Source organism: Colwellia sp. TT2012 (assembly GCF_001440345.1).
Classification (GTDB): Bacteria; Pseudomonadota; Gammaproteobacteria; order Enterobacterales; family Alteromonadaceae; genus Colwellia.
The window spans coordinates 331,086-347,864 of sequence record NZ_LJYX01000021.1 but is presented as its reverse complement, the minus strand read 5'-3'; the positions used below and the strand labels follow the sequence as shown (position 1 = coordinate 347,864).

Genomic DNA, 16,779 nt, shown 5'->3' with positions numbered 1-16,779 from the left:
GTCAGTATTACAGGCGGTTTATCGATAGGATGTTTTTTAATGGCGATTAATGTTATAAATACTCATCTTTATACTGCCTATAGAATTCGGCAGCCGATAATAGCAAAAAATGAGCGCTACATAGCCCCATGATGGAACGACTAAAACAAATAATACTGCTCTTTTTTATCTTCACCTTGGCAAATTTAGCCAGTCTTAATACAGTTTGGGCACAGCATAGCCAGTTACAAAAAAACCTTCAAGAAATTAACTTGCAAGTCGATAAAAAGCAAGCTTTGCTGGAGCTATCGCAATTGATTAAATCTCCTGCTATTAATGCGGCCGACAAAGTCGCTATATTACAGCAACAGGGTAAAGTTTTTTTTACCCTGCATCAATATAATCAAGGTATTGTCGTGGTACAGCAGGCAAAAGAAATTGCCATTCAGGAAAAATTACCCAGCTTAGCAGCACAAGCAAATAAAATGCTTGGCATACTATTGTATTATAAGGGGGAGTTAAAACCCGCATTAAATGCTTATCAAACATCATTAGCTTATTATGATGATAATCAAGGCAGTGACGTTAATACCTATGCCATTGAACGGGCAAATTTGTTAAATAATATTGCCCTCGTTTATACCTCATTAGGGCAGCCCAATTTAGCCTTGGTCAATTATCAACTGGCTGGACCCTTATATGCCCGTTATGGCAATGAAACTGATAAAGTTGATGTTAGGTATAATATTGCTGTTTTACATATCAGCTTAAAACGTTTTGACAGTGCCATAGCTATGCTAAAAGTTATCATAAAGAAGCGTCAGCAATTTAAAGATGGCCATGGTGTTGCCACGGCGAGAGCCGGTTTAGGTGTTGCCTATAAAGATTCTGGCCAGTTTGAGCTTGGCAAAGAAAATATTTTAGCCGCATTAGAATACTTTCAACAGCACGGTTATAAACATGATATTGCTTCACAATTACATAATATGTCAGAAATCTATAATGATACTTTTGATATTGAGCAAGCGATGTTTTATGGCAAGCAGGCATTAGCTGTTAGCAAAGCAGTAGGTCACCAAAAAGCCTATGCCGGTAGTTTGCAAAGCCTAGCTAAAGCTGCCTTTTATTCTGGCGAGGTAAGGTTGGCTGCGCAATATATTGAGCGTTCCATTGCGGTTGGTAAAAAAATAGATTACCAAGTACTACTCACTGAAAATTTAGCCATCTCTGCCTTAATCAATGCCAGCCAACAAAAATTTTCTCAGGCCCTTGTCGAACAAAAAAAATATCAAAATAGGTATCTGCAAGCTTCTAATAGTTTGCTTAATGATAAGTTAGCTGAATTTGAGTCAGTGCAGCTGAATCAAAAGATTGTTGATTTGGAGCAGCGGAGAAAGTTGCAGAATTTACAATCCGCTAAAATAAAGCAGCAACGTAATCTTATCATTTTAGCCTTAGTACTCATTCTAGTGGTGGTGTTTTTTATCTATCGACGCTATCTGGAAAAACGCTTAACGCAAGAATTAGAATTTCGTGTTAAACAGCGGACCCGTGAACTTGAAGATTTAACCGATGAATTAGCCCAAGCTAACCAAATTAAAAGTCAATTTCTTGCTAATATGAGTCATGAAATTCGTACACCACTTACCGCTATTGTTGGCCATGCGGAAGCCATTATTTATGGTGATACTGATAAAGATAAGATCCAAGAAGATATAGCAGTTATCCATGGCAACAGTTTACATTTATTAGAGTTAATCAATGATATTTTGGATTTGAGTCGGATTGAAGCCAATAAGTTTGAATTAGAAATACAACCACTGAATATAGCTGAATTAATTCAAGATTTAGCCGATACTTTTACCGATCAAGCTCAGCAAAAGAACTTGAAATTCACCATTGAACATCAATTATCGTTACCCTTTATTATTCAAGTCGATAGTTTACGCTTAAAGCAAATATTGCTAAATTTATGTGCTAATGCGATTAAATTTACCCAAAAAGGTCAGGTAATACTCACGATCACATGGCAACATGAGCAATTGACTTTTACTGTCTCAGATACCGGCATAGGCTTGAGTAAGGAGCATTTAGCCCAAATTTTTGAAATATTTACTCAAGCCGATAATAGTATTAGCCGACGCTTTGGCGGCTCTGGACTTGGACTTTCTTTATCAAATCAGCTAGCAAAATTAATGGCTGGCAATATCGCGGTGACCAGTACTTTAGGTAAGGGCAGCCAGTTTTGCCTGACCCTACCTTGTCAACATATTAATGACACGAGTAATGCCATTGATGATGTACCGCCAGTGGAAATTGCTGACCTGAGTTTTAGCGGTAAAATACTTTTGGCTGAAGACCATGATGATAACCGTCGCTTGATTACCCGATTATTGACCAGTTTAGGTTTAGACGTTATTGTCGCCAGCAATGGTAAAGAAGCGGTACAACTTTGCCTTGAACATCAGCCCAAGTTGATACTTTTAGATATTCAAATGCCTGAAATGGACGGTGTTGAGGCTTATAAAACGCTGCGTGCTTTAGGTTGCCATCAGCCTATCTATGCTTTAACGGCGAATGCTATGAGCCATGAAGTAAGCCAATACTTGGCAGTCGGTTTTACTGGGCACTTAAAGAAGCCCATTGAAAGAAAGAATTTTATTGCTACCCTGGCTAAGTATTTCACCACTGATCCGCAAGGTGAGTCACCAGGGCTGGGGTTAACGGCCAGTGAAGTGGTTTATAAAGCCGAACAAAGTCTCTCTCAAGTTGATTTGAGTGATTTAGTTCATCAATTTAAACTCAATCTTAATCAGGATAAGCGAGAGTTGCAGCGTTATAATGATAATGATGAGATAGAAAAAATAGCGTACCTTGCTCATCGTTTAGCGGGTGCGGCACAAATGTTTGGCTTTGCTGAACTTAACCAAGCAGCACAAGAGTTAGAGATTATAATTAAGAGAGAATTAGTGGCAGATAAACCAGATCATTTGCTAATTAATGACTTGGCCCATTGCCTAATTGATGAAATTTATTTGATTGAGCAGCAGTAATATTATTATGACGAAGCCATTTTCTTATTCACAAGCCTTGTTGGCTGTAGCCATTGCCTTTTTAGCTTGGTCTTTATTCAAGTTTACTCTACAGCTACCCGCTATTATCAGTGTTATTGAGAAAACCACGCAAACAGTAGACTCGGTAAGTCCAAAAATTACTGACATAGTCACTGAAGTTGCTTTAGTTAGAGTAGAAGTGGCTAAAGTCAGAGCATTAGTTGCGCAGCAAGCCCCTGAGATTTTATCACAAGTGGCAGCGTCACTGCCTGTGGTGCAGCAAGTGATAGTGGAAAGTGAGTATTATTCAAGACAGTTACCAGCATTGCTAAGCCAACTGGCGAGTATCGAGCAGCAAGTAGTAAAATTACAAGCCTCTATGCCAGCCATACTTAAACGCGTTGATGATGTTGTTAACACCACCAATAATACCACTGCGGAAGTAGCGCGTTGGCGAGCTCATTCCACTCGATATCTGGAAGAAATTGAGCTCTCCAGAGACTATATTCCACAGTACCTTTCTCGCATTGAAAATACTATCGTTGATGCTAAAACTATTGGCAAGGAAGCGAGTAGTGGTTTAGTGTCAGGTTTTTTCAAAGGTGTTATTACTTTGCCTTTTGAGGTGGTTGCGGGTCTCGCGGGTATTGTTGATGTGAACTCTCGCTCTGCTAAGTATTTAACGGCGCAAGACGTTGCCTTGATGCAAGAAAAAGTTGTTGTTTTACTTAATGATAGTAAGCAAAACAAGTCGCTATGGCAAAATGTTGCCAGCGGTAATCACGGTATCATTATTAAAGGAAAAATGACGATTCGTAATAAACGGCAATGTTTTAATGTCACCTTTAATAATCTTTTTGGCAAAGAAAAAGAAACCCTCAAAGAGCTAATGTGTATTAACGATAAAGGTTTATGGAAGGTGAACTAATACTCAGTCTATTAAGCTTTTCTCCCAACATCATGGTAAGACAAACTTTATTGTGTACAATACTGGCATTATAAGCTTGCAATATAAAAGACGTTAACAGGAACGGAACATGGCTAGAGAACAATTTGGTATTTGCGCTGAACCAAACTTGCATGGAAATTATTTATTATTTAATGCCCTAGATAATAAAAACGCCTTTATTCGTGCGGCAATCTCACGTTTACCTACGTTATTTGAAAATTATGCCGAGCAGTTTTCTGAGGCAAATCTTATTGGTGTTATCGCCATAGGTGAAGCTTATTGGGATGAGTTTTATCCCCGTGCACGTCCAGCTTTATTAGCCCCCTTTCCCGTAATGCATAGTGGTGATCGAGTTGCACCAACCAATAGTTATGATATTTATGTAGAAATCCGTAGTGATCGCGCTGATGTGAATCATATTGTCAGTACTAAGGTCTGTCAGCTATTGGGTGATAGTGTTGAGCTAATAGAGCAAGTACAAGCGTTTAGATTTTTAGATGGCAGAGACTTAACAGGTTTTGTTGATGGCACTGAGAACCCACAAGGACTGCACCGCCGTGAAGTGGCTCTGGTGAAAGAGCAAGATGATAGTGGTTTTGCTGGTGGTAGCTATTTACATACCCAGCGTTATCAGCATAACTTAACACTGTGGGACTCGCTTGCTGAGCATGAGCAAGAAGATGTTTATGGTCGAACTAAGCTAGATAACATTGAATATGAGAGTGCTGATAAGGCGCTAACAGCTCACACTAAACGCACTAGCCTTAAAGATGATCACGGTAATAGTATTGAAATTGTTAGGCAAAGTATGCCTTATGGTGACATGAAGCGTAAAGGGCTGTTTTTTGTTTCCTATTGTCAGTCACCCAAGCCCTTTGAGCTTATGCTTCATAGTATGATCCATGGCGATGGTCATGGTAATGTGGATCATTTACTTAAATATACCCAAGCTGAAACGGGTAGCGCCTTTTTTGCCCCTAGTTTAAATTTCCTTGCTCATGTGGCTGATATTGACTAATAGCAACCACCTTAGCTTAACAGCACGGGCCCTTTATTTGTCTTGTTCACTGGCGGGCTCTGCTGGTTGTTTTGCTATCACCTCATGATAATTTTCGGCTATGTAGTGTCCTTGATTAATCGCTAGCTCTGACTCCGGCGCTAGTTTCCCCAAAGGTAATAATGCCGGCCCAGTCGGCTCTGCTAACAGGTAATTCACTTGCTCATATTCAATAGTGACTTCCCCTGCTTTTGCGGGAATATTGATACCGATAAAGGCATGACCATCAACATAGATTAATACCATCTCAATCCTAGGCATCAAAGCTCTAAGTAAGGCTGCGGTTAACGTCATCTTACTATCACAATCTCCTTGATTCTGCCACAGTAGCTGTAATGGCGGGTTAAAACCTGCACCTGAAGAGGTGAGCCTAGATTCTAAGGTATTGTAAGGAATACTTTGCACAAAACCCAAGACATAGTTAGTGGCTTTACGAATATTTTCAATAGAGACCTGCTCTAAAATTATCGGCTTTAAAGCCTTTAAATCGGCGACCGAATCATTAGCTATACTAACATGGTCTACCTTAATGCCACTGAGCTGTTCATGATTGGTAAAGGATTGGTAATACGTTTCCTGTAAGTACTCTCGAGTTATTTTAGCCTCTACTCGCGCTAATTCTTGATAGGTTTTTGTTACTTTATTTTTATCTAAACCTCTGGCTTCAATAATAAAATTATTTTGTTGCTGCCGATAATGTATTTGCACCCCTGCTATAGGGTTTTGCTGCATATGTTTTTTTATACGGCGAAGAATTGTTTTTTGCGCATAACTATTTTGATAGTTTTTAAAGTTTCTAAAGCGCTCAAATAACCCTGCTGATGTTAAGGTAAAACTGATGTCTTGTTTGACTTTTCTGTGGTCAAGCCATTGGTAATGAAAACGATAACCTTGCTCTACCTGAGTTTTATTAAAGCTCAGTTGCTGAGCTTGGCCCTTCACCATAAGTAAGGGCAGCAAAGCAGTAATGATTAGTAGGCGCTGATACTTGTTAAGAAATGTGTAGGGTAATTTAAAAGTCACGTTTTTTTTACTCTTTACTCTGGTGATAGTGCTGCTGTTAGCACAAATGTTATGACGGTTGTTAGCACTGTCGTTTGTTAATACAGGCATTAATGTTTTTATCGCTTAAGCTTGAAATTAACTTAGGCTTAGCAATTTGGCTAAGGATTAGCTGAGTATAAACCCTAAATAACACCTTAACTTAGTTTTAAAGGCAATAGTAAGCGGCTGATAAAGTTCTGCCAAGAAAATAACAACATAATCATGGTGTTTTTTAAAATAAAGTAGGGCTTTGATGATTATCGCTTTACATTGCTATGATTTACATTATATTCAAACGAGTGTTTTAATCGTGTGTTTGCCACACGGCAATCTATTTTATAAAGAGGAGGTTTACATGGCTGAATATAAAGCGCCATTAACTGATATGAACTTTTTGTTATATCAAGTGTTTAATGCCGATAAAATGTGGCAACAATCATCCCAGCTCAAAGAACAAGTTGATAAAGAAACAGCGATAGCAATATTACAAGAATGTGCAAAAATTGCTGAGCAAGAAATAGATCCCATTGCTCGTCAAGGTGATGAAATAGGTGTTAGTTTTACCCTTAATGAAGACGGTGTCGGTGGCCAAGTTAAAACGGCACCTGGCTATAAAGAGGCTTTTAATACTTTCGCTAAAGGTGGTTGGTGCGCCCTTGGCGGTGATATTAATTATGGCGGCATGGGTATGCCAAAAATTGTCAGTGCTTTTATGGAGGAGATGCTCTGTAGCACGGATATTTCGTTTGCCTTATACCCAATACTTACCGCTGGCGCTGCTTTGTCATTAGCCAAACATGGTAGTGAAGCATTAAAGCAACGTTATTTAACTAAACTCTATAGTGGTCAATGGTCGGCATCAATGTGCTTAACTGAAGCACATGCGGGCTCAGATCTGGGCATTATCCAAACCAAAGCGTTGCCACAAGCAGACGGTAGTTACCATATTAGCGGTAGTAAAATATTTATTACCGGTGGTGAGCATGATCTTACCGAAAATATTATTCACCTAGTCTTAGCTAAATTACCTGACGCACCCGATGGCCCTAAAGGTATATCCCTCTTTTTGGTACCTAAATTTAATGTCGATGACAATGAATGTTTAGCCGAGCGAAATAAGGTTAGTTGTGGCTCCATTGAAGAAAAAATGGGTATTCATGCCTCCTCTACTTGTGTAATGAATTTTGATGGTGCGCAAGGGTTCTTAATTGGTGAGTTAAATAAAGGCTTGGCTTGTATGTTTACCATGATGAACTTTGAACGTATCGGCGTTGGTATACAAGGCCTGTCAGCGGGTGAGCGATCTTATCAAAATGCCCTTGAATATGCTAAAGACAGACGCCAAGGTAAATCACTAACTAAATCGTCAAAGAAATCAGCTCAGCCGGACTCTATCATGGTTCATGGTGATGTCCGTCGTATGTTGCTCTCTATGAAAGCCTTTAATGAAGGCTCGCGGGCATTAAGTTGCTATATTGCCATGCAACTTGATTACGCAACGTTTGCCAGCGGAGATATGCAGAAAAAAGGTGAACAGTTATCGAGCTTAATGACACCTTTGGCAAAAGCTTTTTTCACTGACTTAGGTTTTGAATCTGCTGTTGCCGGCCAACAAGTGTTGGGAGGGCATGGTTATATTCGTGAGTGGGGACAAGAGAAATTAGTGCGTGATGCCCGTATTGCACAAATTTATGAAGGCACCAATGGTATTCAGGCTATGGATTTGTTGATGCGTAAAGTAATTGGCAGCAAAGGCGACTTGATTAACGTGTTTACTAAAGAAGTCAGTGACTACATTGAGTCTCAGCAAGGTAACCAAGCCATGACTGAGTTTGTTGACCCCTTAGCAAGTGCCTTGGCTGATTTACAAGATATATCGACATTACTGTTAACAAAATCTGCTGATGATTTAAATGAAATTGGCGCTGCAGCCAATGATTACTTACATGTCTTTGGTTATACTGCCATGGCTTTTATTTGGGCTAAGATGGCGCAAGTATCATTGCAACACCTTGCTCAGCTGGAAAATGCTAATGATGAGCAAAGTGAGTACGGCGCTGATTTTTATCAGAGTAAGTTGCATACCGCACGATATTATTTTGCTCGTTTATTACCGCGCCGATTATCGTTACTGGCGACCATCAAGTCGGGTTGTCATACTTTATTTGCTATCGATGATGATCTTTTTTAGCCTAATAAAATCACTCACTGCAACTCGGCATAAGCAAAGTTAGCCAACAAGAAATTTTTACCTTTATGTTCATTGCCATTGTGCATGCACGATGGCACGCTTGTTAAAGCAAAAAACTATCATGGTTGATAATATGATAGTTTTTCGCTAATGATTTTTTTGCCATTACTGCTTTATTGCGTTCATATCGATATCGATATTGATTAACATTCATTAGGCTGTGTTGAGGTTAACTAAATGTTCTTTTTTTGGATAACCGCCCTCCGTTATCACTGCTCTGACAATTGCGGGTGATATTTCGTCATAAAGCGAGAAAAAGTAGGTTTTTTACTGCTTTTTTTGTATTGCAGACCACAAAATACCAAAAATTCATTCACTTCCCTGTAAGCCTTAATTTTACTGGTGTTATAGCCAGTATCTTGTCAGTGTTTTTCGTTTTCCTTACTTGACAGCCCCTTACTTTTTTCACTAAACTGTATCATTGTGGAAAAATGTGGGGAAATGTGGCTCTTTAAGTTTTGCCTCTACTCACTTGTTTATTAATTGACCGAAAACGGCGAAGCAACAACAGATATGTTTAGAGGCAGCAGCGCAATTACGCTTGATAGCAAAAATAGGATCACGATACCGACCAAGTATCGTGATGAGCTATTTGCTGATTGCCAAGGGAAAATGGTCTGTACTGTTGATATTCAGCAAGCTTGTTTATTACTTTATCCCTTAGCTGAGTGGGAAGAAATAGAATTATCTTTGGCTAGCTTGTCTAGCACCAACCGACAAGAACGGTTATTCAAACAAATAATTTTGGGTAATGCCAGTGATTGTGAAATGGATAAAAATGGTCGCTTACTTATTAATGGGCCATTAAGACAACATGCCAATTTAGATAAAAACATCATGCTTGTCGGCCAGTTGAATAAATTTGAAATTTGGCATGACACCGCATGGAAAACACTAATGCAACAGGGTATTAGTAAAATACAAACAGGTGAAATTGAATTGACTGAACGTTTGCTCGACTTATCACTTTAGTCGTTATTCAAATCACTTATCAACATAAATGTGTTAACAAGGGTTATAAAAATAATAACATGGAATTAGACACCACTCATATCTCAGTGTTGCTCAATGAAGCCGTTGAAGGCTTAGCTATTACAGGTGATGGTTGTTTTATCGACTGTACTTTTGGTCGCGGCGGTCATTCATCATTAATTCTTTCTAAGTTATCTAGTAAGGGTCGCTTAATTGCCATTGACCGTGACCTTACTGCCATTGCTGCCGCTGACAAATTCAAAGATGATTCACGTTTTTTAATTGAACATCAAGGTTTTGCCGCCTTAGCTGAAATTGCTGAAAAGCATAACTTAACCGGTAAGGTTGATGGCATTTTACTTGATTTAGGTGTTTCTTCCCCTCAGTTAGATGAAGCTGAACGGGGTTTTAGTTTTATGAAAGATGGTCCTCTTGATATGCGTATGGATACCAGCAAGGGTCAAACCGCAGCAGAATGGCTAGCGGTTGCCGATGTTGAAGACATTACTTGGGTGTTAAGAACGTTTGGTGAAGAAAAACATGCTTGGCGCATTGCTAATGCGATTGTTGATAGCCGAGAAGAAACACCGTTAACTAGAACCAGCCAATTAGCCAAGTTGATCAAAACCACAGCACCACAACGAGAAATCAAGAAGCACCCAGCAACGCGAAGCTTTCAGGCCATTCGCATATATATCAACAGTGAGCTAGAGCAAATTGAAAAAGTCCTGGCCGCGTCACTTGATGTGTTAGCAGAGGGCGGGCGTCTTGTTGTTATTAGCTTTCATTCTTTGGAAGACCGTTTAGTGAAGCAGTTTATGAAAAAACATTCTCAGGGTAGAAAAGTGCCGCGAGGCCTGCCTATCAGTGAGGTTGAATTAAATAAAAGTAAAAAATTCTTGTTAATTGGTCGTAAATTAAAACCCAGTAAAGCGGAAGTTGAGCAAAATATACGTTCGAGAAGTTCGGTATTACGTGTTGCTGAGCGTTTAGCTAGAAACATTGATTAGTTATGGCAGCTCGTGCCTTAGTCTTTGATATTTGGCAAGATATTGTCCGCTTTAGCGTGACTTATATTTTATTGTTATTTGTGGTGATGTCGGCATTTTCTGTGATTTATTACAGTCATATCAATCGACAAACTACCAGTGACCTTGAAGTGTTGTTAACACTCCAAGATGAATTAGATATTGAGTGGCGTAACTTATTAATAGAGCAAAGTAGTTTAGCAGAACACAGTGCGATAGAGAGTAAAGCCAAAAGGTTATTAGATATGAAACGGCCTGATAGGGACTCGGAAGTGATTGTTAGCTTGCAGTAGGGCAAGGCTAATAGCGAGAACTTATGAGAAATAACTTGTTCAAAGCCAATATGCCTTTGCCTGACAGTAGTAAAACAATAATATAAATGGGAACGGTGTGAATAAAAAATCAGCCAAAAACAATAAGTCATTAAATACCGCTGCTTGGCGTTATTATTTAGTGCTGGCTGTTGTTGCGCTGATTTATCTTAGTTTGATGGCTCGCACAGCCTATATTCAAATAATTGAACCAGATATGTTGAAAAAGCAAGGTGACTTGCGATCATTACGTGTTACCGCTAACACGGTACAACGCGGTTTAATTGTTGATCGAAATGGTGCCGAGTTGGCGATTAGTGTACCCGTGGAAACCGTCTGGGCAGATCCTAAAATAATCATGGATAATAAGGCCTTAGCCATGACTAAACATTGGCAAGCCTTAGCCGATGTGCTTGATCAAGATATCAATAAACTTATCGCTCGTGTGCAGAAAAATCCTCGTAAACGTTTTATTTATTTAGCACGAAAAATTTCGCCCGCCGTGGCAAATTACGTCAAAGAATTAAAAATACCGGGTATTCATTTACGAAGAGAATCGAAGCGTTTTTATCCAACAGGGGAAATTAGTGCTCACCTTATCGGCTTTACTAATGTTGATGATAAAGGCATTGAAGGCATAGAACGTATGTATGATGACTTACTTACCGGTACTGGTGGCGCCAAGCGTTTTAGAAAAGATGCTAAAGGCCGAAAAATTGAAATTATTTCTGTGTTAGAAGCAAAACAAGCGCAAAATATTACCTTAAGTATTGATCAACGTATACAAGCCATAGCTTATAAAGAACTAAAAGGTGCGGTGCAAGCATTTAAAGCGACCTCGGGCTCTATCGTAGTCGCTAATGTCCATACCGGTGAAATATTGGCAATGACCAATAGCCCATCATATAACCCAAATAACCGGCGTAATACGGCTATTCACCGGTTTAGGAATCGAGCGATCACCGATGTCTATGAGCCAGGTTCAACCATGAAACCGTTAACCGTATTGGCCGCATTGGAGTTTGGCTCGGTAAAAGTTAATACTATTATTAATACCAGCCCAGGATGGATGCGTTTAGGGGGCCGACGAGTTAGCGATCCCGTTAATCGGGGTAAACTTTCTATTGAAGATATTTTGGTCTATTCCTCCAATGTAGGCACAACTAAGTTGGCACTGTCAGTGCCCAAAGATTATTTGTTAACTAAGTTTTTCGATGCTGGTTTTGCCGAAGATACCGGTACTAACTTAGTGGGTGAGAGTGCCGGTATTATGCATGATAGAAACCGTTGGTCTAAGTTCGAGTTAGCAACACTCTCTTGGGGCGCGGGTTTAGCCATTACCCCAGCACAATTAACACGGTTTTATATGGCCCTTGCCAATGGCGGCATTAAACGTAAATTGTCGATTATTAAAATTGATAAGCAAAATATAGCGCCAGAAGACCAAGAAAGAATTTTCTCTGAAGAGAACAGTATCGCTATTACCCATATGCTCGAAGCTGTGGTTGATGAACATGTACCAAAAGCAAAAGTGGATGGCTATCGTGTTGGTGGTAAAACCGGTACTTCAATCAAAGCGGTTGCGGGTGGCTATGGTAACGAATACGTTGCTTTTTTTGCCGGCATGGCGCCAATCTCAAACCCTGAAATAGTGGTGGTGGTGGTCATTAATGAACCAGGTGGTGATTTGTATTATGGCGGCGATATAGCCGCGCCAGTATTCTCTCGGGTAATGAAAGGTGCACTACAGGTGTTGAATATTGCTCCTGATGCGAAAAATAGACACGCGGCTAATCAGTCAACTGAGACCACAGGCGCTGAGAAAGCAATAACTGCAGAAGAGCATCATGCCTAAACCTGCCACGCAAAATATCATCGCATCTTTAGCGAAATTTGGCATTACTCTAACAAAGTTCCTTGCTTTAGATGGTTTTGTCGGCGATCTGCATAACGATAGTCGATTGCTTGTTGCCGGGGATATTTTCTGCGCCATTATTGGCCACCAGCAAGATGGTCGCCAATATATTGAGCAAGCGCTTAAGCAAGGCGTTAAGTTAGTTATTCGCGAGTGTGACAGTGCAGCTGACCACGGTGAACTCGTTATTGCCTCAAACGGCAACGGTGTCGCTATCGTTAATTTTTATCAACTTAACCAGCATTTATTTACCTTAACTAAACATTATTATCAAGCGCCACAAAAGCATATGACCATAGTGGGCATTACCGGCACCAACGGTAAAACGACCACCAGTCAGTTATTAGCTCAGATGTTTACTCACGCCCATAAACCTTGCGCTATTATTGGTACTAATGGTGCGGGTAGTATCGATAAACTAGCACAGATAGAAAATACTACCCCTGGCGCTTGTCAATTACATCAATTATTCACTGCTTTTATTGATGAGCACTCTGTCCATGGCAAGTTTAGTCATGTCGCGATGGAAGTCTCTTCCCATGCTTTATCACAACAACGTGTACAAGCCGATTTGTTTGATATTGCTGTGTTTACCAACTTGAGTCGTGATCATCTTGATTATCATGACTCTATGGCTAGTTATGGTGCCGCTAAAAAACAGATTTTTACCGGTGATAACCGTCAAATTGCCGTGGTGAATTTTGATGATGAACAAGCAAAGAACTGGCTTGAAAATTGGCCAGAGCAACAAGTGCTTTGGCTTTATGGTCGTACTGATAACATAGAATGCAATCAGCATTTTGTCACCGCTAAGCATATTAAACATCATAGTCATGGCGTATCTTTTACCCTCATAAGTCATTTAGGCCGTGTTGTTATTAGCAGTCCATTGTTGGGCGATTTTAATATTGATAATCTAATGGCGGCAATCTGCGTCTTACTTATTGAAGGTACGCGATTAAGTGAACTCCCTGATTTAGTCAGACAGGTCAGTGCTATTGCTGGTCGAATGGAAGCCACGAGTGCTAATAACTTAGCGACCGCCGTGGTCGATTATGCCCATACACCCGATGCGTTAGAAAAAGCACTACAAGCCTGTCGTCAACATTGCTCAGGAAAACTTTATGTGGTGTTTGGCTGTGGCGGCGATAGAGATAAAGGTAAGAGACCTTTGATGGCACAAGCCGCAGAAAAATATGCCGACTGTGTCGTTGTTACTAATGATAACCCACGCAGTGAAGATGCTCAGTTGATAGCCAACGATATTATCGCCGGTTTTACCCATCCGGATGCCGATACAATAAGCATTATTTTAGCAAGAGAGCAAGCCGTATTGACGACACTGCAAACAGCCCAAGCTGGCGATATCGTCTTATTGGCAGGTAAAGGGCATGAAGACTATGTCATTGTCGCCAAATATGATGAGCATGGGGTGATCATAGGCACGGAAAAATTAGCCTATAACGAGCGTTTAGTGGTAGAAAATTTTTATCAACAGCACGCTGGCTTGGCCACATTGCCAAATGAGGCAAAGGTATGATTGTTATTTCATTGCCAACGTTAGCCGAGATTACTGATGGCCAACTCATTGCAGCAGTAAATAAAACCTCACTAAGTCTCGATGATTTGGTTATTGACGATTTAGTTACCGATAGCCGCGCAATCGATAAAAACTCGGCCAAGGTCTGCGCTTTTCTTGCCCTTAAAGGCCCTAATTTTGATGGTCATCGCTTTGCACCGCAAGTGATCGAACAAGGTTGTCAGTTACTTATCGTCGATCATCACTTGATCGATGTGATTGATACCGCACAATTGGTGGTTAGCGATACCCGTATTGCTTTAGGTAAAATTGCCGCTTTTGTTAAAAAAGAGCTTGCGCCTAAAACTGTTGGTATAACAGGTAGTAGTGGTAAAACCACGGTCAAAGAAATGGTCGCCGCTATATTGTCGCGTCTAGGAAAAGTGCTGGCAACTCAAGGTAACTTTAATAACGATATTGGCGTGCCGTTAACGTTACTTCGTTTGGATAGCAGCCATGATTTTGCGGTTATTGAAATGGGCGCTAATCATCTCGGTGAAATTGCCTATACCACAGCGTTAACCCAACCTGATGTTGCTGTGATTAATAATATTGCTGCCGCGCACTTAGAAGGTTTTGGCGACTTATGTGGTGTTGCTCGTGCTAAAGGTGAAATATTCTCAGGTCTTGGTGAAAATGGCGTTGCCTTATATAACCAAGACAGCCAATACAGCGATAAATGGCAATGGCGCTTAGAGGGTAAAGCAGTACGTACTTTTTCATGTATTAATAAAGCGCATTGTTATAGCGAAAATGTCAACTTAGATGAAAATGGCTACGCTACTTTTACGTTAAAAACAACGCAGGGGAGTTGTGAAATTCACTTAACCGTACCGGGCAAACATAATGTTTGTAATGCGGTTGCTGCGGCTTGTATTGCCTTAGAATTTGGCGCCAGCCTTGAAGATATCTGTTTAGGTTTAGCGAAAATGCAGCCCGTTAAAGGGCGACTAAATTTATATCAATGGCATGATAAAAAAACCGCTTGTCACATCAAACTCATTGATGACAGCTATAACGCTAATCTCGAGTCTGCTAAAGCTGCTACTCAGTTATTATCAAGTTACCCAGGTAAAAAAATACTTATCTTAGGTGATATGGGTGAGCTGGGTACTGACGCGCGTAGTTATCACCAAGAGCTGGGCGAGTTTGCTAAAAGTTTATCGTTAAATACTTTATTGTCCTTAGGCGTACTGAGTCAAAGTGCAAGTGATGCCTTTGCCAAGGACAATGATCAAAGTGAACAAAGTCAACATTTTAGCCATAGAGCTGAGTTGATGGCTCATTTGCTTAACATGCTAAATCAGCAATTATCGGCTGGTCAGCAAGATATTGCTATTTTAGTTAAAGGCTCTCGTAGTGCTCATATGGAGCATGTAGTAACAGAAATAACTCACTGGTTTGAACAAATGAATAGTCAAGAAAGTACTAACCAAGCAATGAATGTTAGTAAAGAAAACAACGCTAGTGAAAATATGAATGCTAGTAAAAATCAATGTAAAGAAGGTAAAGCTTAATGTTATTGTGGTTAGGTGAGTTTTTGACTCCATATTACTCCGGGTTTAATGTTTTTTCTTATTTAACCTTTCGCGCCATTATCAGCACGCTAACCGCGCTGTTTATATCCTTATATTTTGGCCCAAAACTTATTCGTTATTTGCAAAAGATGCAAATTGGTCAAACGATAAGAGAAGATGGCCCAGCAAGTCATTTATCTAAATCGGGTACGCCAACGATGGGCGGTTTATTGATACTCGGCTCCATTGTGATCAGTGTTTTACTGTGGGCCGATTTAAGTAATATTTATGTCTGGGTGGTGCTATTTGTGGTGGTGAGCTTTGGCGCCATCGGTTTTGTTGATGATTACCGAAAAGTTATTCGTAAAGATGCTAATGGCCTGATTGCTCGCTGGAAATATTTTTGGCAAAGCGTTATCGGCTTAAGTACCGCACTGTTTTTATATTATATTGCTCAGGGTCCAAATGAAACCGCATTGTTAATACCCTTTATGAAAGAGCTATTACCTCAGTTAGGCATTTTTTATGTGGTAATGACCTATTTTGTTATTGTTGGTACTTCAAATGCCGTTAACTTAACGGATGGTCTAGATGGTTTAGCCATAGTGCCGACCATCATGGTTGCCGGCGCGTTTGCGTTATTTGCCTATGTCACAGGTAACGTTAATTTTGCCAGTTACCTTAATCTTCCCCATATTGCTTTAACCAGTGAGCTTGTGGTGGTTTGTACCGCTATTGTTGGCGCGGGATTGGGCTTTTTGTGGTTTAACACCTACCCAGCGCAACTCTTTATGGGTGATGTTGGCTCACTTGCTTTAGGTGCCGGACTTGGTGTTATTGCCGTGCTGGTTCGCCAAGAATTGGTGTTATTTATTATGGGTGGTGTTTTTGTTATGGAGACCCTCTCGGTTATTTTACAAGTGGGCTCATATAAATTGCGTGGTCAACGTATTTTCCGAATGGCGCCCATTCATCACCACTATGAATTAAAAGGCTGGCCAGAGCCGCGAGTCATTGTTCGTTTTTGGATTATTTCATTGATATTAGTACTGATAGGTTTAGCTACCTTGAAGTTACGATAACACTACATTAAGCAAATAGCGTTAAATAAATAGCGTTCAGTA

Annotated in this window: 12 protein-coding genes; 11 read left to right on the top strand and 1 reads right to left on the bottom strand. The window is 40.2% G+C overall.

The annotated features are described in order from the left end of the window. The first annotated feature begins 128 nt into the window (after positions 1-128). From ASU03_RS15530 to ASU03_RS15520, 3 genes are all read left to right on the top strand, one after another. Positions 129-3,032, top strand: coding sequence for an ATP-binding protein (locus tag ASU03_RS15530; protein WP_231731603.1), 2,904 nt, complete (start codon positions 129-131; stop codon positions 3,030-3,032). Positions 3,033-3,039: 7 nt separating this feature from the next. Continuing rightward, complete coding sequence (locus ASU03_RS15525) at positions 3,040-3,960, top strand: hypothetical protein (protein ID WP_057832683.1); 921 nt, start codon at positions 3,040-3,042, stop codon at positions 3,958-3,960. A gap of 109 nt (positions 3,961-4,069) precedes the next feature. Next, positions 4,070-4,999: a Dyp-type peroxidase gene (locus ASU03_RS15520; RefSeq protein ID WP_057832682.1), complete on the top strand. Its 930-nt coding sequence runs from the start codon at positions 4,070-4,072 to the stop codon at positions 4,997-4,999. A 33-nt stretch (positions 5,000-5,032) separates the two neighbouring features. On the opposite strand, the gene ASU03_RS15515 is transcribed toward ASU03_RS15520, so the two are convergent. After that, positions 5,033-6,151, bottom strand: coding sequence for a hypothetical protein (locus ASU03_RS15515; protein ID WP_231731602.1), 1,119 nt, complete (start codon positions 6,149-6,151; stop codon positions 5,033-5,035). Between the two features lie 286 nt (positions 6,152-6,437). Here ASU03_RS15515 and ASU03_RS15510 point away from each other — a divergent pair, with 286 nt between their 5' ends. From ASU03_RS15510 to mraY, 8 genes are all read left to right on the top strand, one after another. Then, positions 6,438-8,273 carry an acyl-CoA dehydrogenase gene (locus ASU03_RS15510; RefSeq protein WP_057832681.1) on the top strand — a complete coding sequence of 612 codons (1,836 nt, stop codon included), beginning with the start codon at positions 6,438-6,440 and terminating at the stop codon, positions 8,271-8,273. A 573-nt stretch (positions 8,274-8,846) separates the two neighbouring features. Next, positions 8,847-9,305 carry a division/cell wall cluster transcriptional repressor MraZ gene (mraZ, locus tag ASU03_RS15505; protein ID WP_057832680.1) on the top strand — a complete coding sequence of 153 codons (459 nt, stop codon included), beginning with the start codon at positions 8,847-8,849 and terminating at the stop codon, positions 9,303-9,305. Between the two features lie 59 nt (positions 9,306-9,364). Continuing rightward, positions 9,365-10,315: a 16S rRNA (cytosine(1402)-N(4))-methyltransferase RsmH gene (gene rsmH, locus ASU03_RS15500; RefSeq protein ID WP_057832679.1), complete on the top strand. Its 951-nt coding sequence runs from the start codon at positions 9,365-9,367 to the stop codon at positions 10,313-10,315. A 2-nt stretch (positions 10,316-10,317) separates the two neighbouring features. Further along, the gene (gene ftsL / locus ASU03_RS15495; protein WP_057832678.1) at positions 10,318-10,626 is read left to right on the top strand and encodes a cell division protein FtsL; all 309 of its coding nucleotides are present in this window, start codon (positions 10,318-10,320) and stop codon (positions 10,624-10,626) included. 97 nt (positions 10,627-10,723) lie between these two features. After that, on the top strand, positions 10,724-12,499 hold the full coding sequence (locus ASU03_RS15490; RefSeq protein ID WP_057832677.1) for a penicillin-binding transpeptidase domain-containing protein: 1,776 nt from the start codon (positions 10,724-10,726) through the stop codon (positions 12,497-12,499). Continuing rightward, a complete protein-coding gene (locus tag ASU03_RS15485) occupies positions 12,492-14,099 on the top strand; it encodes a UDP-N-acetylmuramoyl-L-alanyl-D-glutamate--2,6-diaminopimelate ligase (RefSeq protein ID WP_057832676.1) in 1,608 nt (535 codons plus the stop codon). The genes ASU03_RS15490 and ASU03_RS15485 overlap by 8 nt, the downstream gene beginning before the upstream one ends. Then, positions 14,096-15,655, top strand: a complete 1,560-nt coding sequence (locus ASU03_RS15480; protein ID WP_057832675.1) for a UDP-N-acetylmuramoyl-tripeptide--D-alanyl-D-alanine ligase — start codon at positions 14,096-14,098, stop codon at positions 15,653-15,655. The genes ASU03_RS15485 and ASU03_RS15480 overlap by 4 nt, the downstream gene beginning before the upstream one ends. After that, complete coding sequence (gene mraY, locus ASU03_RS15475) at positions 15,655-16,737, top strand: phospho-N-acetylmuramoyl-pentapeptide-transferase (RefSeq protein WP_057832674.1); 1,083 nt, start codon at positions 15,655-15,657, stop codon at positions 16,735-16,737. Before ASU03_RS15480 ends, mraY begins: the two co-directional genes overlap by 1 nt. The last annotated feature ends 42 nt before the right edge of the window (positions 16,738-16,779 follow it).